A 21,135-nucleotide genomic window follows, 5' to 3' on the forward strand; every position below is an offset into this window, starting at 1 on the left:
GGTGAATTCAATTATCGATTTCGATGCTGTCTATGAACATCTCCCGGCCGTCGATTATCTGGCCGCTTAAGATGCCGCATTGGGGGCAGGTGAGGTCCAGCTGGTCCGATTGGTACTCGGCCCCGCAGTCCCGGCAGCGGCACCTGATGGGGACCCATTGGATGTCCAGCACCGCCCCTTCGGCCCTGGTGCCGGGGGTCATCATCTCGAAGTTCATCTCCACCGCCTCCGGCACGTACCCGGTCAGTCGGCCGATCTTCAGGTTGATCTTCCTTATTCGCAGGGCGCCGGCCTCCTGGGCCTTGGACAGGGCGATCTTGACCAGGCTCTGGGTGATGGCCAGCTCGTGCATCAGCGCATTCTTTGCCGCAGATCGCTCAGCATCCTGCCGGCCCCCGGATCGTTGGGATTCTTGCGCAGCCAGTCCTGCAGGATGGAGGCCGCTTGATCGTATCTCTTCTGTTCCATGTACAGCTGATACAGCCGGCCGTAGGCCTCGGCCAGGTTGGGATCCTGCAGCAGGGTCTGCTGGTAGTAATATTCGGCCGAGTCATACATCCGGCCCTGCTGGAAAACGCCGCCGATCTGCATCTTGGCGTAGGGATTGGCCGGGTCCTTGTCCACCAGCTTGTGCAGCCATTCGGAGGCCTTGGCGTAGTCCCCCAGTTCGGCATAGGCCACCCCCAGCCAGTTGTAACTGGCCGGTTCGTTGGGCAGGATGTTGTAAGCCTGCTGGAACTGTTCGATGGACTTCATCATCCATTCCCGATAGCGGTCCTCCCTCTTGGCGGCCCGCTCGGCCTCGGCCTGTTTCCGCATGGCCATCCCCAGCTGCCAGTAGGCCACCGCGTAGTTGCCCAGCAGCCTTTGGGTGTTGTCATCCTTGAAGATATGGGGATCGGTGATGCCCCGATAACGGTAGACCTGGGTGATGTTCTTCTGGGTCAGCTCCAGGTTGACCTGCTTGTTGGACACCCCGGGCGTCACCCGGTACAGCAGGCCCTCGAACGACAGGTGCTTCTGCAGGCCGGCCAGGTTGTCATCGGAGACGGTGACCGCGAAGTAGACCGGATATTTCTCGGTATAGTTCTTATCGAACACCAGCTGGGCGAAGCTGTCGGCCGGGGCCAGTATCTGCTGGAAGGAAAGTTTCTTCCCGGCATTGGAGGCGATGATGAACCTGATGGCGATGTCGGACAATTTGAAGATCTGTCGGTCCTCGGTGATATAGCCCCGGCCGGCCAGCTGGTCTATCTGATACTCGGAGAGGTCCAGCGGGACGCCGTGGCGGATGGCCTGCTTGAGATACCAGTCGGTGTTGGCCAGCGACAGGTTGACTATCCGGACATCCTGGCGGATGCCGTTGGTCTCTTGCATGAACCATACCGGATAGGTGTCGTTGTCGCCGTTGGTGAACACGATGCCGCCCGGCTGGGACGATTGCAGGATGTTGTAGCCGTAATCATTGGGGATCCAGTTGTCCGAGCGGTTCTTCTCAAAATGATACTGCTTGATATTGAACAGCGCGATCAGAATAAAGATCGTTCCCAGGATGATGGGCGCCAGCCTGGCCCATTTGGCCGATCTCTCCCGGAGCATCTCCTTGACGTACTGCATCAGGCGCCAGCCGCCCATCCCAATCCAGACCGCGAAGAACAGGTAGGCCGGGGCGAAGATGTAATCCCGCTCCCGGGGCTGGGGATTGGCCATGTTCAGGTAGACCACCAGCCCCAGGCTGGTGATGATGAAGGCCGGGCCGACGATGGCAAAGCTCTTGTCCTGGCGCTTGTAGACATGGAAGAAACCGGCCACCACCCCCAGGGCTATCAGCATGGTCGCCATCGGGCTGTTGGTGAATAGGGCCACCAGGACACCCACCACCAGCAAAACCGCCGCGGTGATCCCGAACTTTTTCTCCTCCTTTTCGAGCAGGTGGTATACCGCCCCGAACACCCCCAACACCATGGGCAGCGAGGAAAGCCACAGGGCCGGAGCGCTGTGCAGTTCGGAAGGGCCGGGCCGGATTATGGGGGCGAACTGCCAGCTGAAGTAGCGCAGGAACATGTGGCCGAACTGGTACATGAAATCCTCTCGCCGGGTGAAGAAATTGAACGGCTCGTACTGCTTCCTCTGCAGCACGTACATCAGGGAATCCCAGTTGCGGGGATTGCACATATTTAGGGCCGGATCCAGGTTGGCCCTCAGCAGCAGATAGTAATTTATGGTGATCCCGACGAATATCAACCCGGCCGCCCAGCCCAGGAATTTCCAGTCCACCAGGGCCCGCCAGTCCACCAGCAGGATGAACAGAAATATCGGCCCGGCCGCCAGTAAAGTGGACATGTGCCCGGCGATGCCCAGGGTGAACAGGTAGACGATCAGCAGCAGCATCTTGCGGTTGCCCACTCTCCCGATCTGGTCCCGCCACCGCAGGGCCAGCCACACGGTCATGGACATCATGAACATGGCGATGCCGTAGACCTCGGTCTCTATGGAATTGTCCCACCAGGTGGGACAGAAAGCCAGGAACAGGGCGGCCGATGCGCCGGCCAGGTGAATTATTACCTCATCCAGCCGGTCCTTGGGCTGGCCCTTCCAGACCACGATCAGTTTGACGGTCAGCAGGTAGACGATGGCGATGGTCAGGGCCGAGAACAGCGGCGACAGCAGGTTCACCCGGAAGGCTATCTCCTTGAAGAACGGCAGCAGCATGATGGTCACCCGGCCAACGATGGCGTACAGCGGGTAGCCCGGCGGGTGCGGAATGCCCAGGATCTGGGAGACGGTTATGAACTCCCCGCAGTCCCAGAAGGAGGCGGTGGGGGCCATGGTCTTCAGGTAGACTATGAAGGCGGTCAAAAATATCCCCAGCCCGATCCACAGCCTGGTCTTGGTTTCCTTGATCATCTAATTCTCCTTGCTATTTATGTCACCTGGTGTGTTTTCTTTCATCTCTGCCGGGCCGGCCTTGGTGTGCAATGCCCGGTTGAGTTTTTCCCTCAGTTCCTGGATATTTTTCAGTTCGATCAGCTTCCCGTAACGGGCGATGGAGATGGACTGCTTCTCCTCCGAGACCACCACCGCCACGGCGTCGGTCTCCTCGGAAAGGCCCACCGCCGCCCGGTGCCGCATTCCGTGCTCCCCGGAAAAATTTTGGTCCTTGGTGATGGGCAGGGTGCAGCCGGCGGCCACCACCGTCTCCCCCCGGATGATCACCGCCCCGTCGTGCAGCGGTCCGTCGGGCACGAACAGGGAGACCAGCAGCTGCTCGGTGAGGTGGGCGTTCAGCTCCACCCCGGTGGCGGTGTAGTTCTTCAGGCCGTCGTTCTTCTCCAGCACGATGATGGCCCCATAGCCCCTGACCAGCAGGGCCTGGCAGACCTTGATAACTTCCTCGATGGCCCGCACCTCGCCCTTGAGAAATATCCCCAGAAAGCGGTTGCGCCCCAGCTGGGTCATGGCATTGCGGATCTCCGGCTGGAACAGTATCACGAAGGCCACCACCCACACCGTCTTCAGGCTGGATATTACCCAGCTGGTGCCGGGCAATTGGTACAGCTGGGCCACTATGGCGATGGCGATCAGCACCAGCAGGCCGAACATGATCTGGACCGCCCGGGTGCCCTTCATCAGGTGAAAGATCCGGTAGATGATGTAGGCCACCAGGATTATGTCCAGGATGTCCAGCGGCCGCACCGTTAGGAAGGACAGCACGCCGGGCAGGTGAAATGTGGGAAATAATTTATCCATTAATATATTCTTTTGATAAATAAGATACTTTTAGACCTCTAGACCTCCCCCGTCCCCTCCTTGATCAAGGAGAGCCTGCACTGAGCAGTGCAGATTATTTTAGATCATCGAAGTGGGATAAAGGGGTGGTTAATCAATATTCATTACCGCCTGCGTCACCCTCAGAGCCTGTTTGGTCTCAGCCACGTCGTGACAGCGGATTATGGCCGCCCCGTTCTGCACCGCCAAGATGGCCGCCGCCAGGCTGCCTGGCAGGCGTTCTGTGGCCGGGATATCATTGTTCAATTTTCCGATGAAGGATTTCCGTGAAGCGCCGATGACGATGGGGCAGTCCAGATCTTTGAAGTATGCCAGATTCTTTATCAGGCTCAGATTATGCTCCACCGTCTTGCCGAAGCCGATGCCGGGATCTATGGCGATGGCCGATCGCTCCACTCCGGCATCCAGGGCGATCTTGATCGAGCCGCTTAAGTAGGACCTTATCTCTCCCAGCAGATCTTTATACTGCGGGTCCTGCTGCATGTCCTCCGGCGTGCCCTTGATGTGCATCAGCACCAGGCCGGATTTAAACTCCGCTGACAAGCTGGCCATCTCTGGATCAAACCGCAGCCCTGAAATGTCGTTGACCATGGAGGCCCCGGCCTCCAGTGCTTTTCTAGCCACCTGCGATTTATAGGTATCTATCGAGATCGGGATGTCGGTTTTTTTTGCCAGCGCTTCGATGACCGGCACCACCCGCTCGATCTCCTCTTGGGCCGAGACTTTGGCCGCCCCCGGCCGGGTGGACTCGCCCCCAATATCGATGATGTCGGCCCCCTGCTCCGCCATCTCCATGGCCCGGGCCAGGGCCTTGTCAAACGCATTGAACCGGCCCCCGTCGGAGAAGGAATCCGGGGTGACATTGAGGATGCCCATCACCAGGGTTTTATGACTGGTGTCGAGTTTATATTTGCCGCATTGCCAGAACATACTATGCTTTTATCTCCCCTCTAATAAGAGGGGCCGGGGGTGTGTCACCTCACCACCACCATTTTTGCCGTCGCACTCAGTCTTTCTGACTCTAACCGAATAAGATACACCCCGCTGGAAACTCTGCGGTTGCTGGCATCACAGCCATTCCACTGTAAACTGTGAGCTCCGGAACTTTTAAATTCATTTACCAAAGAACGCACTTCCTGTCCCAGCAAGTTGTAAACCTTTAGCGAAGCAACGCCGTTTTGCGGCAATTGATAATTTATTTTATTCCCAGCAACCGTCAACTTCAAACTCTCGACTGTAAACTTATCACTGCCCGGGTTCCCCTCCACCCCGGTATACTTTGGAATAAAGGCCCCGTAAACATCTCCATCTGTGCCACTAAAATTAAGTCTGGATCCGACAGCCAAAAACCAGCCGCCTCCGAACCCGCATCCGCCAAACGGTATCCTGCCGCCCACTGAATTAAATATTATAAATGGCACGTCTATCGGCACACCCGCCGGAGTCCAGAACTGTCCCATTAGAGTAAGGTCAACCGATTGGGTCCAGGTTGCCAAATAGTGATCGCCATCAAAAGAGATACTTGGGAACCCAGGGTCTTTCGTAGAATCGCAGATGACTATCGATTCTTCCATCGTCCCCGAGGTGGTGATAAAACGTCCCATCAAGGTCCACTTTGTATTGGTATCCGGCGTTTCATGGTAGGCAAGCAAATACCGTGCACCATCACAAGCAAGTGCTGTTGGATTGTCGCTGTAATTTGGTCCGCCATCAATTAAAAAATTGGTTCCGACCAGTGACCCCGCCTTGTTGATAAACTGTCCGTATATATCTTTGTCTGTATCGGAGATCACTTCAACCCAAGCAGCCAGATAATTGGTGCCATCGTAAGCGAGGGAAATATCCCGCGCATGATTATTGCTGATCTGTACTTGACCGCCTAGCAAAATCCCACTTTTGCTTATTCGCTGTCCGTAGAGATGAGTGTCAGCCTTAGCAAACACCCCAAAGTAAGTAGTATCGTTAAAAGCCATACCACCGGACCAAGGCCCCTCAGTTGATGTATTTGTAGCAATGGTAAAATAGGACCCCACCAAGTTACCTGTTTCATTGATGAATTGCCCGTTTATATCGCCGGTATTTTCTTTCCAAGCCAGGAGATAGTTGGCTCCGTCAAATACAACCACTACTCCACCGGGGAAAACACCAGTTCTGCCTACCGAGATTCGGTTCCCAATTAAACTATCCGGCGGATAGACCAACTGGGCAGTAACATTGTATTGACTAAGAGTATCGCCCAATATGGCTACCAGGCCTGTTGTAGTGCCATAAACCGCACCCGTGCTAAAGGTACTGTCTCTTCCCACGGCTATGGGAAATTCCGTGAATTTTGCTTGGGCTATGGCAGTTGCCGCCGCCAGGTAGCACACCACCGCCGTCATCAGCCAGATTGACATTTTTTTGGACATGGTTGACCCCCTTTTTTGTTTGTTAATCCCCTTAAGTTAATTGCCAAATGGCAGATACTATCGGGAATTATAACCTCATTAATCATTAAAAATCTTTCGTGATCTTCGTGGACAGTCTTTACCGCCCTTTTATCAGCGACAGCGCCTCCAGCCGGGTGGATTCCCGCTTCATCCCTCCCCGGATGGCCGAGGTGACCACCGATGAGCCCGGCTTCTTGACCCCCCGCATGGTCAGGCACAGGTGCTCCGCCTCCACCACCACCAGCACCCCCAGCGGCTTCAGCTTCTTCATCAGCAGATCGGCGATGTCGGCGGCCAGCCGCTCCTGTAGCTGCAATCTCTTGGCCATGGCCTCCACCACCTTCACCAGGCTGGAGAATCCGGTGATCTTGTTGCGGCGGGGAATATAGGCGATATGTACTTTTCCGAAGAACGGCAGCAGGTGGTGCTCGCACAGCGAATGGAAGGTGATGTCCTTGACCAGGATCATCTCGTCCTCGTTCTTGGCGGTATACACCTTCAGCTGGTCAATGGGGTCGTCGGCCATGCCGGACAGGATCTCCTGGTACATCCGGGCCACCCGGCAGGGGGTCTCTTTAAGCCCCTCGCGCTGCGGATCCTCGCCCACCGCCAACAGCAATTGATGAACCGCCTGCTCGATGGCCGGGCCGTCGATGCCGCCTGCCTTCTTAGGCCTGGACCTTGGGGGGGTCGTTGTTTTTCTTTTCATCGTTCTTTTCCATTTTGGGCGGCAGCTGCTCGCCCTTGATTATCATCTCCACCTCCTCGCCGTCCAGGCATTCCCGCTCCAGCAGGGCCTGCGACAGGGCGTGGAGTTTTTCTACATTATCCTTTAACAGGGCCTTGGCTTTTTTATTGGCCCCTTCCACCAGCGACCTGATCTCGGAGTCGATCAGCTCCGAGGTCTGCTCGGAGTAATTCTTTATGTGCCCGTAGTCCCGGCCCAGAAAGACCTCCTCGTCCTTCTGGCCGAAGGTCAGCGGGCCCAGCTTGTCGCTCATGCCCCACTCGCAGACCATCTTGCGGGCCAGATTGGTGGCCTTCTCCAGGTCGTTGCCCGATCCGGTGGACAGCTCGTCGAACACCAGCTGTTCGGCCGCCCTTCCCCCCAGCATGGTGGTTATCTGGTTGATGCACCAGGTGCGGGAATAGTTGTGCTTCTCGTCTATAGGCAGGGAGACCGTGACCCCCAGGGCCCGGCCCCGGGGGATGATGGTCACCTTGTGGATGGGATCGGTGCCGGGTATCAGCCGGCTGACCAGGGTGTGCCCGGCCTCGTGATAGGAGGTCATCTTCTTCTCATCCTCGGAGATCACCATGCTGCGGCGCTCGGCGCCCATCATCACCTTGTCCTTGGCCTCCTCGAAATCTATCATGAACACCTTGTCGCGGTTCCGGCGGGCGGCCAGCAAGGCGGCCTCGTTGACCATGTTGGCGATGTCGGCCCCGGAAAAGCCCGGGGTGCTGCGGGCCAGCACTTTCAGGTTGACGTCCTCGGACAGCGGCTTGTTCTTGGTGTGGACCTTGAGGATGCCCTCCCGGCCCACCACATCCGGCCGGTCCACCACTATCACCCGGTCGAACCTCCCCGGCCGCAACAGGGCCGGGTCCAGCACATCGGGACGGTTGGTGGCGGCCACGATGATCACCCCCTCGTTCCCGGCGAAGCCGTCCATCTCCACCAGCAGGGCGTTCAGGGTCTGCTCCCGCTCGTCATGCCCGCCCCCGATCCCGGCCCCCCGGTGGCGGCCCACCGCGTCGATCTCGTCGATGAAGATGATGCAGGGGGCGCTGCGCTTGCCCTGCTCGAACAGGTCCCGCACCCGGGCGGCTCCCACCCCCACGAACATCTCCACAAAATCCGAGCCGGAGATGGAGAAGAACGGCACCCCGGCCTCGCCGGCCACCGCCTTGGCCAGCAGGGTCTTGCCGGTTCCCGGAGGGCCCAGCAGCAGGGCGCCCTTGGGTATCTTGCCACCCAGCTTGGTGAATTTTTTGGGCTCCTTCAGGAAGCCGATTATCTCCTGCAGATCATCCTTGGCCTCGTCGGCCCCGGCCACATCGCTGAAGGTTATCTTGATGCGGTCCTCGGAAAGCAGTTTGGCCTTGCTCTTGCCGAAGGAGAAGACCCCCTTCTGGCCGCCCTGCATCTGGCGCATGAAGACGAACCACAGCACCCCGATGACGATCAGGAATCCCCAGTTCATCAGAAATGACAGTATGGGGCTGGGCGCGGTGTTCTCGGCCTTGATCTGGATGCCCCGGCTCTCCAGTTCGGCGATCAGCCCGGGGTCCTCGATGGGCAGGTAGGTCTTGAACTTGGGATATTCGCTGCGGATGGACCTCTCCACCTTGACCTTGGGGGTCTTGAATTTTCCCTTGACCTCCCGGTCGTAAAAAGTGACCTGGGTTATGTTGCCGGCGTTGATCTCCTCGCGGAACTGGGAATAGATGATATCCATCTGCTTCTCGCGGCCGCCGGAGAACAGCTGATACAGGGTGATACCCAGCATGAAGATGATCACCCAGAACAGCAGGGTGCTGGTGCCGCTCCTCCAGTTGGGGGCCGGCGGCAGCTTGTTCATCCGCTTGTTCCTGTTAGGTTTGACGGGATTGGCCATCTATTCCTCCTCGACCCAGCTTACATATGGCAGGTTACGGTATTGCTGAGCATGGTCCAGGCCGTAACCGATGACGAACTTGTCGGGTATGGTGAACCCGACGTATTTTAAAATTCCCGGCTCCTTTTGGCGCCGTTCTTTCTTGTCCAGCAGGGCGCAGATCACCAGACTGGCGGGATTCCTGGTCTTCAGGTTGTCGATCAGGTAGGACAGGGTGATCCCGGTATCCACTATGTCCTCCACCAGGATGACGTCGCGCCCCTTGATGTTGGTGTTCAGATCCTGCAGCAGACGCACCACCCCGCTGGAGTTGGTCTGGCTGCCGTAACTCTCGACCGAGATGAAATCCACCTCCAGGGGGATGGTGACGGCCCTTATCAGGTCGGCCAGAAAGACGAAAGAGCCCCGAAGAACACCCACCAACACCGGATTTTTATCGGGGTAATCCCGTGAGATCTCCCGCCCCAGCTCGAGGATCCTTTGTTGGATCTGCTCCCGGGAGATAAGGATATTTTTTGCCCCGTTGCGGATCATGATACAAATTCCAGTTTCAGGATGTTTTTGGTCTCCCGGTTTACCGGTGCATGGTTGGAGCGTTTCAATCCGGCCAGCCAGATTATCTCGTCCCCGCGCCTGATCACCGGCCAGGAATCGCGCTTGGCCTGTGGCACTTTGGCTTCTATGAATAACTCCTTGGTCTTCTTTTTGTGCGACGACCCGAAGGGAACCATGGCGTCGCCCGGCCGGCGTTTACCCACCGTGAGGTCCATCTCTTTCAGTCTGTCCCAGTCGTAATAGACGGCATCGTCGCTTCGGATCAGGGTCTTTCCCCAGGTATGAGATCCGACGATTTTCGATATGATCAGATGACTGTTAAAAATTGTTTTTCCCGGTACCGCCAACTTTTTAACGGCAGGGTCCTTTTTAACTATGGGGCTGGTCGGAGGTATGACGATCTCCGCTGTTTTATATCCGGTGATGCACCAGATTCCCGGCAATACTTCCACCCGGCTGCCCACCCGGCCGGCCATCAGATGGATGCAATTCTCGACAGCCTCAAAGCTGGGGGCAACCCCTTGCCGGGCAAGACGTAGAACCGCCAGCCTCAAAACGTTTCTTTGCAACCCTTTATTATAACTATTAAATAATGATAAGTCAATATTAATTTTGGCCTTATGGATTTTGGCCGTCTGCCTGAAAGCCTGCTCAGCCAGCTGCTCGACCAGTTCCAGATCGGACCCCGCAGACTCGGCCAGATGGGATAATGATTGGGCTATCTGCGGGTTGTATTCTTTCAACTGCGGGATCAGGGTCAGGCGGATCCTGTTGCGGGTATGTTCCGGACTTTTATTGCTGCTGTCCTCCCGCCACTCGATCTTATTGACCCGAAGATATTCCAGGATCTCCTGCCGGCCGATGCCCAGCATGGGCCGGATGAATTTTCCGTTGGCCGCCGGGATCCCTTTAAGTCCGGTCAGACCGGAGCCCCGAATGATGTGCATCAGCACCGTCTCGGCCTGATCGTTGAGATTGTGGCCGGTGGCGATCTTTTGACAGTTGTATTTATCAGCAGTTTTTAAAAGGAATTCCCGCCTTAGTTCCCGGGCCGCGGTCTCGATGGAAAACTTATGCCTCTTGGCGTATCCGGCCACATCGCGTTGGGCGGAGATCAGCTTGACCCCCTCTTTTTTGGCCAGGGCCTTGACGAATGCCTCGTCCTTATCAGACTCCGCGCCCCTCAGGCGATGGTTTAAATGCCCGGCCAACAAAGTGATCTTCTGATCTTCCCGCAGGGCCAGCAAAGCATGCAGCAAAAAGACCGAATCCGGCCCGCCGGAGAGGGCCACCAGCACCTGGTCCTTGGGCCTTATCAGCCGGCGGGAAACGATGAACTCCCGTATTTTATTTAATGGTTGATCCTTCGGCATTTGTCATGAATGATAACATATAAGGGCCTTTCCCGCAAGGATAAAGACAATAAAAAACCGGCCTGGGAGCCAAGCCGGGATGCAAGCATCTTTTTAAGCTAAAGTTTATAATGATCCCTGATCATCTGGGCCGCTTTTAACGGAGATAACCTGGTATTGTCGAGTTTCAAACTATTTCCATAGGGCATCGGCGTGAATAGGTCCCATTGCTTCAGGACTAACTTCAATTTAGCGGTGGACTTGATCTTCCCATGTTTCCGGCGGGAGGCATCCCCCACTCTTTTGAACAGCTCTTCCCTGCCGCAATAAAGCTGAACGAATCGGACCCGCCCGCCGTTCTTGGCAACCACCCGTATGGTCTGCTTGACGAACTTATCATCCTGCGGATGATCATAGCAATAAGTGAATATCAGCCCTTTAAGGCCGTATTTACAGGCTGTTTCGAATACCTTGAATCGCATTGCCGTGGCTGTTTCGGCAAAAGCCGGCGTGCCGAAATCGAAGATCGGTGCAATGGAATCGAAAGTCAGATGATTGTGAAATATCTTAAAGCCCGTCAACTTTGCCAGTTTTTTGGCGACGGTCAACTTCCCCGATGCCGGCGGTCCGTAGATGAATATCAGGTCCATTTATTTGCCTTCATTTTTATCAACCTATTGGATGATCCCTTAAATACTGGAGGGACATGGCGCACCATGTCCCTAAAATGCAGATTATGAATTGAAAACCGAAAAATAAGTCTCTTGGTGCCCGGGTGGTTAAATTTACTATCGCGTCCCAATAAATTTAAAACCACTTCAACAGATAGGCCATCAGTATCACCCCCAGCAAAGCGATGATGTTCAGCTTGAAGGTGAATCCCAAGGTCAATGTCATAACTAATAGATTGATGGTCACCGGCGGGTTCACCCCCGGGGTCACCGCCTTGATGAAAAAGTCGTGCACCACGCCGCTGGGCAGCAGGTATCCCACCAGGTCGCCCAGGGCGCTGCCCAACAACGCCCCGCCCAGCAGTATCAGCAGAAAGAAACCCACCCCTCTTCTCTTTAAGGCCATAATTCACCCCTCTTCTTCAAAGGCCGACGATATCGGCCTTCCTGCCGCAATTTTGGCAGTTCTTATTCTTTATTCCGGTTATCGCCGTCCGGTATCCCCGGCGTTCTATCAGCACATCCCCGCACTGGGGACAGAGGGTATCCTCTTTCCCCGGCAGGCTGAGGTTTCCCAGATAGACGTATTTGAGATCGGCCAAAGCCCGATCGTAGAATCTTATCAGCGTGCTTTCCGGCGTGGGCTCTATCTTGGTCTTATACTGCGGAAAGTACCGCGAGATATGCAGCGGGACCAGCGGATCCACGCTTTTCACGAAATTTACCAGGTCGTCAAAATTCTGGTCGGAATCATTGAGTCCCGGAATGACCAGGTTTGTCAGCTCGATATGACATCCGCCATATGCCGTCATGATGGTATCGAGCACGGTTTGCAGATCGCCCCGGCAGGTCTTTTTGTAGAAGCCGGCATCCATCGACTTAAGATCGATGTTCATGGCGTCTATCAGGGGCAGCAACTCCTCCAGCGGTTCCCGGTTGACCGTTCCGTTGGTCACCAGCACATTGACCAGACCATTCTGGCGGGCCAGCCGGCAGGCATCCAGCAGGTATTCGAACCAGATGAACGGCTCGGTGTAGGTATAGGCGATGCCGATGGAGTTAGATTTAATAGCCAGATCGACCAGCTTTTGCGGTTCGATGCATTCTGTCGGCACCTCCTGCTGGGAGATCTCCCAATTCTGGCAGAATTGGCAGTCCAGGTTGCAGCCGTTGGGACCGGTGGAAAGTATCTGCTGGCCGGGATGGAAATGGAACAGCGGTTTCTTCTCGATGGGGTCCATGGACAGCGACACCACTTGGCCGTAACTGAGGGCCTCCAGCATCCCGCCCTGATTTCGCCGGACCCGGCACAGCCCGGCCCTCCCCGGCGCTATCCGGCACAGATGGGGGCACAGCAAACATTGGACGACATCGTCCCCGGTCTTTTTATAATACTTGGCTTCCATTTTTATATTCCCGCCGTAATGTGGGTGGAGCCGGCAGATGCTGAAGTGTAAAAACCGGAAAATTTTTGTGCTCTTTGTGCCCTTTGTGGTTTAAACCTTGGGGTGGGGTCACTTTTTCTTTTTCCCGGCCGGCTTTTTCCCCTCCAGCTTAAGCAGGCCCTCCCAGCGGGGGTCCATGGATCGCTTGCCGCACCGGCATTCCCCGTTGTTGAGATCCTTTCCGCAGGTCGGGCAGATGCCCCGGCAGTCCTCCGAACAGAGCGGCTTCATGGGCAGGGCCAGTACCATGGCCTCCCTGAGGTCGGGCCACAGGTCGATCTCGTTGCCCCGGTAGGCTATCACGTTCAGGTCGTCGGAAGTGAGCTCCGCCTCCTTCCCCACCAGCGCATCCTCTAATTTTCCGGTACGGTAGAAAAGCTCCAGGGGCTGGCTGACGGCGCATTCAAAATCGTTCAGGCAGCGGGAACACTCCTGAAGGGCGGTGAAACTCAAAGCGCCCCTGACCCTCAGGGTGGTGCCGCACTTCTCGATGACCAGGTCGCCCGAAAGATCGGCGAACTCCGGAGGGTCTCCGATGCTCCCCTTTCTCTCCACCCGGTAGGGATTGAACCCCTCCCGTAATTCCTTGACCCTGATCTTCACTTGGTGCCCATTAGATTATATCGCCTTGATGATTGATCGCATGAGTTTAAAAATGGATTCCCTCTCGGGTCGGTTGAGTGCAGTAACCTGGATTTCCGCCAGAGTTTTGCTGAATGTAATGAAACGCGTGAATGACAAGTGGGTGAAAATCTTTGCGTCTTGGTGCCTTTGTGGCAAGGATAACCCGGGGGCCTATTTCTGCTGCTTCTTATCCAGGGCCCACTGGTAAGCCTCGTCCCGCATGTTGTTCCGGTAGCCGGGGTCCTGGAAGGAATATTTGAAATTGGTGTGGACGTCGTAGCGCCGTTCGATGATGGCCACCACGTCCTCGGTGAAAACCAGTTCCTCGTCGGTGGGAATGACGAACAGCTTGACCCGGGAGCTGTCGGACGAGATCACAAACTCGTGATTGCGGTTCTTGGCCGTGGTGTTCCTCTCCTGGTCCAGCACGATCCCCATCTCGTCCAGCCCGGAGACCGCCTGGGCCCTGAGCCGCGGCCCCATCTCCCCCACCCCGCCGGTGAAGACGATGGCATCCAGATGCCCCAGCGCGGCATAGTAGGATCCGATGTACTTGCGCAATTTGTAGGCCTCGATCTCGAAGGCCAGTTTGGCCCGTTCGTCGCCCTCGTCCATGGCCTTCTCGATGTCCCGGCGGTCGATGTATTTCCCGGAGATGCCCAGCACCCCGCTTTTCTTGAGGTAGATGGACTCCACCTCCCTGGTGGTCAGCTTCTCCTTGTTGCAGATGAAGGGCATCAGCCCGGGGTCCACGTCGCCGCTGCGGGTGCCCATCACCAGGCCCTCCATGGTGGTCAGGCCCAGGCTGGTGTCGTAGGAACAGCCGTTCCTGATGGCGGCCAGGCTGACCCCGTTGCCGATGTGGCAGGTGATCAGATTGACCTCGAAGGGGCTCTTCCCCAGCATCACCGCCGCCCGGCGGGCCACGTAAAGATGGGAGGTGCCGTGGAACCCGTAGCGCCGGACCCCGTACTTCTCGTACCACTCGTAGGGCACCGGGTAGATATATGATGTCTTGGGCATGGTCTGGTGGAAGGCGGTGTCCATCACCGCCACATGGGGGATGGTGGGCATCAGGGCCTGGGCGGCCCGGATCCCCAGCACATTGGGGGGGTTGTGCAGCGGGGCCAGGGCGGACAGGTCCTCGAAGGTTTTTATCACCTCCTCGTTGATCAGGGTGGATTTGGCGAATTTCTCGCCGCCGTGCACCACCCGGTGGCCCACCGCGGTGATCTCCTTGATGTCGGAGATGACCGGATGGTTCTCGTGCAGCAGTGTGTCCAGTATCAGCTGGATGGCCACTTCGTGATTGGGGCAGGATCTCTCCGCTTTGTGGGGCTCCCGATGGGGCACCTCGTGGATGATGAAGGAGCTCTCGGTGGACACCCTCTCCACCAGGCCCTTGGCCATGATCTCCTTCTGGCTATAGTTGTAAAGCTGGTACTTGACCGACGAGCTCCCGCAATTGAGCGACAGCACTATGATGTCGTTGGACACTGATACACCTCTTGAAATATATTTAAAGGTTTTTGTTAACAAGATAAGATCCGATAACCTCATCGCCTCTTAACCCAGCCCTTAAGGACTGGGTTAAGGACTCCGACTAAAAGCGATTAAGGCCATTCATGGCCTTATGTCAATTATTTTCTGCTCTCATCAGCAACGCTGCGATTCCTTGGGATATAAAGACAGTTCAACTATTTGGCCAGTATCCCGGTTATCTCCTGGCGAACGGCATGCTGTAGATCCTTTTGATCCGGCGGTGGATCCTGACCATGGCGCTTTCCCGGAAGAAGAAATGCACCTCGCGTTTGGCCGATTCCGGCGAATCGGAGGCATGGACGCAGTTGAAGCGGGTGGCCGTGGCATAGTCATGGCGAATGGTGCCGAAGGCGGCCTCATCCGGGTTGGTGCTGCCCACCAGCTGGCGCAGGTTGGCTATGGCGTTCTCCCTTTCCAGCACGCACAACACGCTGGGATCCGAGGTCATGAACTTCACCAGGGCCTTGTAGAAGTTTTTTTTGCGGTGCATCCGGTAGAACCCCTTGGCCTGGGACTCGGTCATCTTGATCATCTTCATGGCTATGATCTGGAATCCGTCCAGCTCCACCCGGTGCAGTATCTCTCCGATCAGCCCCCGCTCCACCGCATCGGGCTTGATGATCATCAGGGTCCGCTCCGGCGGCCCTTTGGGATGCTGCTGCCCGGTCATTTCTTGGCTTCCTTTCCCAGCTGGAACCCTATCTCCAGAGCTTTCTTATTCTTTTCCTCGGTTCCCTTGGGAATGCGGGAAAGCAAAGATTTTTCCAGGGCCTCCCGGCTGACCACCCCGGTGATCTGGGCGATGGCCGCCAGGGCGATGACGTTGGCGATGATCTCCAGCCCCACCTCCTCGCGGGCCTTCAGGCTCAGGGGCAGGCTGATCACTCCGGGCTTGTCGACATTCTTGACGTACCAGGAATCCACGATGGCCACGGCGTCGGGGTTGAGGTCGCTGCTGTATTTCTCCCAGGCCTCCTGGGTCATGGCCAGCAGGATGTCGATGGCGGTGGCCTTGGGGTAGAAGATCTCCTTGTCGGAGATTATCACCTCGGCCTTGCTGGCCCCGCCCCGGGCCTCCGGGCCGTAGCTCTGGGATTGGACCACGTTCTTGCCGTCATATACCCCGGCGGCCTCGGCCAGAACGATCCCGGCGGTGATCATCCCCTGGCCGCCGGAACCGGAAAGACGTATCTCGTATCTGTTCTTCATTTTATATCCTCTGTTGGGGCGAGGTTACCTCGCCCTTACTTATCTGTTGGGGGCGCGGTCACCGCGCCCTTGCTGGTTCTTCGTCTACTGTTGGGGCACGATGCATCGTGCCCTTACCATTATCATATTATTTCCCCTGGGCCTTGCGGATGATCCGGTCGTAGATCTCGGTATAGGGTATGGTCTCCACGTCGTGGAAGATGCCGGTCACTATCTTTCCGCTTACCTGATCCATGGGTAGTTTTTCAGCAGCCTTGATGTTGATGGTATTGGCCTTCTGCCACTGCAGCATCTTGACCGCACTGCCCTCCTTGTTCAGCCGGCCGTAGAGGGTGGGACAGGGGCTGATGGCCTCCACCAGGGAGAATCCCTTCTTGGTCAGGGCGGTCTCGATCAGTTTTTCCAGCTCCAGGGCGTTGTAGGCCACTCCCCGGGCGGTGAAGGCCGCGCCGGCCGCCTGGGCCAGGGCGCAGGGATCGAAATCGCGCTCGGCCGTGCCGTAGGGCGCGGTGGAGGCCCGCTTGCCGATGGGGGTGGTGGGCGAGTACTGCCCGCCGGTCATCCCGTAGATGTTGTTGTTCATCAGGATCACGGTCAGGTCGGCGTTGCGGCGGCAGGCATGGATGAAATGGTTGCCGCCGATGGCCAGAGCGTCGCCGTCCCCGGTGATCACGATCACATGCAGTTTGGGATTATGCAACTTGACCCCGGTGGCAAAGGCGATGGCCCGGCCGTGAGCGGTGTGCAGGCTGTTGAAATCCACATACACCGGCATTCGGGAGGAACAGCCGATGCCGGAGACCATCACCATCTCGTCCCGGGACCAGCCCAGTTTCTGGACCGCCCGGATGATGGCCCCCTGGACTATGCCATGGCCGCAGCCCGGGCACCAGACATGGGGAAACTTCTTGCCGGGCCGAAGCATTTCATAGGATGGGTGCATTCTCATTTTGTCACCTCCACAATGGCGTTCAGCACTTCGTTGGGGGTCAGCATCTCGCCGTCATAGCGCTGGACCGGAACCACCTTGGTGTGGGTCTGGTTCAGGCGCTGGATCTCGCCCAGCAATTGACCCTGACTGATCTCGGCCACGATCATGGTTTTGACCTTGCGCAAGATCTCTTCCAGGGCCTTGTCCGGGAAGGGCCAGATGGTGGTGGGTCTCACTAATCCGGCTTTGATGCCACTGGCCCGGGCCTCCCGGATGGCTTGCTGGGCGCTGCGGGCCGCTCCGCCGTAGGAAAAGACCGCGATCTCGGCGTCATCCATGAATTCCTGGTCCACTTCCAGCAGCTCGGCCCGGTGGCCCTCGATTTTATCTTTCAGGCGGTCCATCTTCCACTGGATCTCGTCGGACCGGCCAGTGGGAAATCCGTGCTGATCGTGGGTCAGGCCGGTGATATTGAAGCGGTACCCGCTGCCCATGGAGGCATATGGCCCTCCCACGCTGCTTCCGTCGCCGTAATGGGTATATTCAGCCGGGCTGACCGTCGGCTGGGGATGGGTATATAATTCCAGCTCTCCCGGGGCAGGCATCTCCATCTTCTCACGCATGTGCCCGATGAATTCGTCCAAAAGGAGGATCACCGGCATCCGGAATTTTTCGGCCAGATTGAAGGCCTTGACGGTAAGCTTGAACGATTCCTCCACCGATGAGGGGCAGAGCGCGATGGTGGGGTGGTCGCCGTGGGTGCCCCAACGGGCCTGCATCATGTCGGCCTGGGCCCCCTTGGTGGGCAACCCGGTGGAAGGTCCACCCCGCTGGACGTTGACGATGACGCAGGGGATCTCGGCCATGCAGCCATATCCCAGCAGTTCCATCATCAGGGAGAATCCCGGCCCGGAGGTGGCGGTCATGGCCTTGGCCCCTGCGGCGGCGGCCCCCAGAATGGTGCCGATGCCGGCGATCTCGTCCTCCATCTGGATGAACCGGCCGCCTTTTTTCGGCAGCATCAAAGCCATATCCTCGGCGATCTCGGTGGAGGGCGTTATGGGATAGCCTCCGAAAAAATTGCATCCGGCATATAGGGCGCCCAAGGCGCAGGCTTCGTTGCCCTGCAGTAATCTGATATCCTTGTTCATTTCTTTTTCTCCCGGGTTAGAAAGATGGCCAGGTCCGGACATCTTATTTCGCACTGTTTGCAGAAGATACAGTCGTCCGGACGGGCCACTACAGGCTTGCGGTCCTCGCCCATCTCCAGGACATTCTTGGGACAGAAAGCCACACAGATCTCGCAGGATTTGCACCAGGGCTTGTAGACATACACCGGCAGGTCATAGCCCTTTTTAAAATCCTCCTCGATGGCAAGCCTGGCCTCCATCACATCGGTATTTTTGGCCATAAAGTCTCCCAATATATTTAATGTTTTACTTTATCAGATTCACTCAACACCAAGAATTGTTCCTGCTTTACCGTTTAGCGCTTCGGCTGCCTTTTCCAGGGAAGTGATAATAACCTGTCTGCCCCCGTATTCCAAGAATTGAATGGCGGCCTCGATCTTGGGGCCCATGCTGCCGGCTGCAAAATGCCCCTCGGCCAGGTATCTTTTGGCCTCAGCCAATGTGGCTCTGTTGAGCTCCTTGTGGTCCGGCTTTTTATAGTTCAGCGAAACCTTTTCCACCGAGGTCAGTATCAAGAGGGTCTCGGCCTCAATGTCGCGGGCCAGGACCGCCGAGGCTCGGTCCTTGTCTATCACCGCATCCACCCCCTCATAGCCTCCGTCATTCTTGGCATACACCGGCACCCCTCCGCCCCCGGCGGCGATGACGATGGTCCCGGAATGCACCAGTTCCTTGATGGTCCGGCGGTTGACGATGGAGCGGGGAATGGGGGACGGCACAAAGCGACGGTAACCCCGTCCGGCATCTTCTTTGACCACCCAGCCGCGTTTAAGCAAAGCTTCAACTTCATCCTGCTTATAATAGGGGCCTATTGGTTTGGAAGGATCCAATATCGAGGGATCATCCTTATCTACCACCACCTGAGTGACCATGGTAACCACGTCACGATCGATCTTCTCCCTGATCAGATTGTTCTGAAGGGATTGCTCTATCATGTAACCCATCCCGCCCTCGGTGTCGGCCACAATGACACCCAAAGGCAGGGCCGGAATGCCGTCCGGGAAGGTCCGTTCAACGCGAAGCAGGGCATTGCCCACCTGGGGGCCGTTGCCGTGGGAGACGGCCAGGTTGTAGCCTTCCTTGACCAGCTCGGTGATGGCCAGCACCGCCTGCCGGGTGTTGGCGAACTGCTGGTGAATGTCTTCCTTGCCGGTGGCGCCGATGGCGTTCCCGCCCAGGGCCACCACCGCGGTTTTAGTATTGGGCATATATTTCTCTTAAGGTTGGTATCACGGCAAAGACCCCACTCTCTGCAACAGGGGGAAATATCCCCGCAGCGCAGAGCAATGAGGCCGTTGCAATGGTTAAGGTTTTATTATTTTTTGATGACCTTTTTGATGGCCGCAGTTAGATCGGGATGGGAGGTCTCCTTGAGGTCATATCCCACCCGAACCGCCGGTTTGGGGAATTTGACCAGGCGGCGCAGGTCGATGGGCGTTCCCACCACATACATGTCACAGGGCGTCCGGTTGATGGTGGCCTGGAGGTCCTTGATCTGCTTGTCGGAATAGCCCATGGCCGGAAGCAGTACGCCGATGCCGGGGTATTTCTTGAAGGTGTCGGCAATGGTGCCCACTGCGTAGGGACGGGGGTCTATCATCTTGGCCACCCCGTGTTTCTTGGCCGCCACCACCCCGGCGCCGTACTTCATCTCGCCATGGGTCAGGGTCGGGCCGTCTTCGATCACCAGCACCCTCTTCCCTTTAAGGCTCTTGGGCTGTTCCACCGTTACCGGGGAATCGGCGTCGATCACCAGCGCATTGGGATTGGCCATTTTGATATTGGCTTTGACGGTCTTGATGTCCTCTTTCCTGGCGCTGTCCTCCTTGTTGATGACGATGACATCGGCCCGGCGCAGATTGACCTCGCCCGGATAATATGACAGCTCATGCCCCGGACGGTGCGGATCCACCACCACTATCTCCAGGTCGGACTTGTAGAACGAGAAGTCGTTATTGCCGCCGTCCCAGACGATGACATCGGCCTCCTTCTCGGCCTGGCGCAAAATGGCCTCGTAGTCCACCCCGGCGTAGATAACGTTGCCGCGCACCACATGCGGCTCGTACTCCTCCATCTCCTCGATGGTGCAGTTATGCTTGGCCAGGTCCTGGACCGTGGCAAAGCGCTGGACCTTCTGCTTGACCAGGTCGCCGTAGGGCATGGGATGGCGGATGGCCACCACCTTCTTGCCCAGGGCCATCAGGATCTCGATCACCCGGCGGGTGGTCTGGCTCTTGCCGCTGCCGGTGCGCACCGCACAGACGGAGATCAACGGCTTGGTGGACTTGATCATGGTATCCTTGGGGCCCAGCATCATGAAATCCGCCCCGGCGGCGTTGACCACGGCCGCCTTGCCCATGACGTAGGCGTAGGGCACATCGGAGTAAGCAAACACCACCTGGTCGACCTTCAGTTTGGCGATCAGCTTGGTGAGTTCTTTCTCATCGTAGATGGCAATGCCCTTGGGGTAAAGCTTTCCGGCCAGAGCCGCCGGATATTTGCGCCCGGCAATATCGGGGATCTGGGTGGCGGTGAAGGCCACCACTTCGTAATCCTTGTTGTCGCGAAAATAGGTATTGAAATTATGGAAATCGCGCCCGGCGGCTCCCATGATCAGCACTCTTTTTTTGGACATCTTTGGCTCTCCTGTTTATTTGATTCATTTATTTCCGGTTAAATAAAAAAAGGCAATGCTCCGCAGTAAAGTAAATAATACAGCGATCGTGCAAATGCCCGAAATGATTCTAAATTCAGTCGAAGGGGTCTTCCCGAAGCCA

The 21,135-nt window shown here is 56.9% G+C and carries 21 protein-coding genes; all 21 read right to left on the reverse strand.

The window, feature by feature from the left end:
• Nucleotides 1-7: 7 nt before the first annotated feature.
• Nucleotides 8-352 carry a hydrogenase maturation nickel metallochaperone HypA gene (locus A2273_00065; protein OGF06649.1) on the reverse strand — a complete coding sequence of 115 codons (345 nt, stop codon included), beginning with the start codon at nucleotides 350-352 and terminating at the stop codon, nucleotides 8-10.
• Nucleotides 352-2,907 carry a hypothetical protein gene (locus A2273_00070; protein OGF06650.1) on the reverse strand — a complete coding sequence of 852 codons (2,556 nt, stop codon included), beginning with the start codon at nucleotides 2,905-2,907 and terminating at the stop codon, nucleotides 352-354. Before A2273_00070 ends, A2273_00065 begins: the two co-directional genes overlap by 1 nt.
• On the reverse strand, nucleotides 2,908-3,750 hold the full coding sequence (locus A2273_00075) for a TIGR00159 family protein (GenBank protein OGF06651.1): 843 nt from the start codon (nucleotides 3,748-3,750) through the stop codon (nucleotides 2,908-2,910). It lies immediately after the preceding gene.
• Nucleotides 3,751-3,879: 129 nt separating this feature from the next.
• The gene (locus tag A2273_00080; GenBank protein OGF06652.1) at nucleotides 3,880-4,719 is read right to left on the reverse strand and encodes a dihydropteroate synthase; all 840 of its coding nucleotides are present in this window, start codon (nucleotides 4,717-4,719) and stop codon (nucleotides 3,880-3,882) included.
• 44 nt (nucleotides 4,720-4,763) lie between these two features.
• Nucleotides 4,764-6,197 (reverse strand): hypothetical protein, encoded by a 1,434-nt coding sequence (locus A2273_00085; GenBank protein OGF06653.1) that lies wholly within the window; start codon nucleotides 6,195-6,197, stop codon nucleotides 4,764-4,766.
• A gap of 118 nt (nucleotides 6,198-6,315) precedes the next feature.
• On the reverse strand, nucleotides 6,316-6,873 hold the full coding sequence (locus A2273_00090) for a GTP cyclohydrolase I FolE (GenBank protein ID OGF06941.1): 558 nt from the start codon (nucleotides 6,871-6,873) through the stop codon (nucleotides 6,316-6,318).
• Between the two features lie 13 nt (nucleotides 6,874-6,886).
• Nucleotides 6,887-8,803 carry a cell division protein FtsH gene (locus A2273_00095; GenBank protein ID OGF06942.1) on the reverse strand — a complete coding sequence of 639 codons (1,917 nt, stop codon included), beginning with the start codon at nucleotides 8,801-8,803 and terminating at the stop codon, nucleotides 6,887-6,889.
• A gap of 36 nt (nucleotides 8,804-8,839) precedes the next feature.
• Nucleotides 8,840-9,370, reverse strand: a complete 531-nt coding sequence (locus A2273_00100) for a hypoxanthine phosphoribosyltransferase (GenBank protein ID OGF06943.1) — start codon at nucleotides 9,368-9,370, stop codon at nucleotides 8,840-8,842.
• Nucleotides 9,370-10,767, reverse strand: coding sequence for a tRNA lysidine(34) synthetase TilS (locus A2273_00105; GenBank protein ID OGF06654.1), 1,398 nt, complete (start codon nucleotides 10,765-10,767; stop codon nucleotides 9,370-9,372). The genes A2273_00100 and A2273_00105 overlap by 1 nt, the downstream gene beginning before the upstream one ends.
• A gap of 98 nt (nucleotides 10,768-10,865) precedes the next feature.
• Nucleotides 10,866-11,396: a hypothetical protein gene (locus A2273_00110; protein ID OGF06655.1), complete on the reverse strand. Its 531-nt coding sequence runs from the start codon at nucleotides 11,394-11,396 to the stop codon at nucleotides 10,866-10,868.
• A 157-nt stretch (nucleotides 11,397-11,553) separates the two neighbouring features.
• Nucleotides 11,554-11,823 carry a hypothetical protein gene (locus tag A2273_00115; protein ID OGF06656.1) on the reverse strand — a complete coding sequence of 90 codons (270 nt, stop codon included), beginning with the start codon at nucleotides 11,821-11,823 and terminating at the stop codon, nucleotides 11,554-11,556.
• A gap of 16 nt (nucleotides 11,824-11,839) precedes the next feature.
• Nucleotides 11,840-12,823 carry an AmmeMemoRadiSam system radical SAM enzyme gene (locus A2273_00120; protein ID OGF06657.1) on the reverse strand — a complete coding sequence of 328 codons (984 nt, stop codon included), beginning with the start codon at nucleotides 12,821-12,823 and terminating at the stop codon, nucleotides 11,840-11,842.
• Between the two features lie 108 nt (nucleotides 12,824-12,931).
• On the reverse strand, nucleotides 12,932-13,465 hold the full coding sequence (locus A2273_00125) for a hypothetical protein (protein OGF06658.1): 534 nt from the start codon (nucleotides 13,463-13,465) through the stop codon (nucleotides 12,932-12,934).
• 192 nt (nucleotides 13,466-13,657) lie between these two features.
• Nucleotides 13,658-14,971: a propionate kinase gene (locus A2273_00130; GenBank protein ID OGF06944.1), complete on the reverse strand. Its 1,314-nt coding sequence runs from the start codon at nucleotides 14,969-14,971 to the stop codon at nucleotides 13,658-13,660.
• A gap of 232 nt (nucleotides 14,972-15,203) precedes the next feature.
• Complete coding sequence (locus A2273_00135; protein OGF06659.1) at nucleotides 15,204-15,698, reverse strand: nucleoside-diphosphate kinase; 495 nt, start codon at nucleotides 15,696-15,698, stop codon at nucleotides 15,204-15,206.
• Nucleotides 15,695-16,237: a 2-oxoglutarate ferredoxin oxidoreductase subunit gamma gene (locus A2273_00140; protein OGF06660.1), complete on the reverse strand. Its 543-nt coding sequence runs from the start codon at nucleotides 16,235-16,237 to the stop codon at nucleotides 15,695-15,697. Before A2273_00140 ends, A2273_00135 begins: the two co-directional genes overlap by 4 nt.
• Nucleotides 16,238-16,364: 127 nt before the next feature.
• Nucleotides 16,365-17,180, reverse strand: a complete 816-nt coding sequence (locus A2273_00145; GenBank protein OGF06661.1) for a 2-oxoacid:ferredoxin oxidoreductase subunit beta — start codon at nucleotides 17,178-17,180, stop codon at nucleotides 16,365-16,367.
• Between the two features lie 2 nt (nucleotides 17,181-17,182).
• A complete protein-coding gene (locus A2273_00150; GenBank protein ID OGF06662.1) occupies nucleotides 17,183-18,319 on the reverse strand; it encodes a 2-oxoglutarate synthase subunit alpha in 1,137 nt (378 codons plus the stop codon).
• Nucleotides 18,316-18,558 carry a hypothetical protein gene (locus A2273_00155; protein OGF06945.1) on the reverse strand — a complete coding sequence of 81 codons (243 nt, stop codon included), beginning with the start codon at nucleotides 18,556-18,558 and terminating at the stop codon, nucleotides 18,316-18,318. The genes A2273_00150 and A2273_00155 overlap by 4 nt, the downstream gene beginning before the upstream one ends.
• A 60-nt stretch (nucleotides 18,559-18,618) precedes the next feature.
• Complete coding sequence (locus tag A2273_00160) at nucleotides 18,619-19,566, reverse strand: carbamate kinase (protein ID OGF06663.1); 948 nt, start codon at nucleotides 19,564-19,566, stop codon at nucleotides 18,619-18,621.
• Between the two features lie 107 nt (nucleotides 19,567-19,673).
• Nucleotides 19,674-20,993: a GTPase gene (locus A2273_00165; protein OGF06664.1), complete on the reverse strand. Its 1,320-nt coding sequence runs from the start codon at nucleotides 20,991-20,993 to the stop codon at nucleotides 19,674-19,676.
• Between the last annotated feature and the right edge of the window lie 142 nt (nucleotides 20,994-21,135).

This window comes from Candidatus Edwardsbacteria bacterium RifOxyA12_full_54_48, from assembly GCA_001777915.1.
Lineage (GTDB): Bacteria > Edwardsbacteria > AC1 > AC1 > EtOH8 > UBA2226.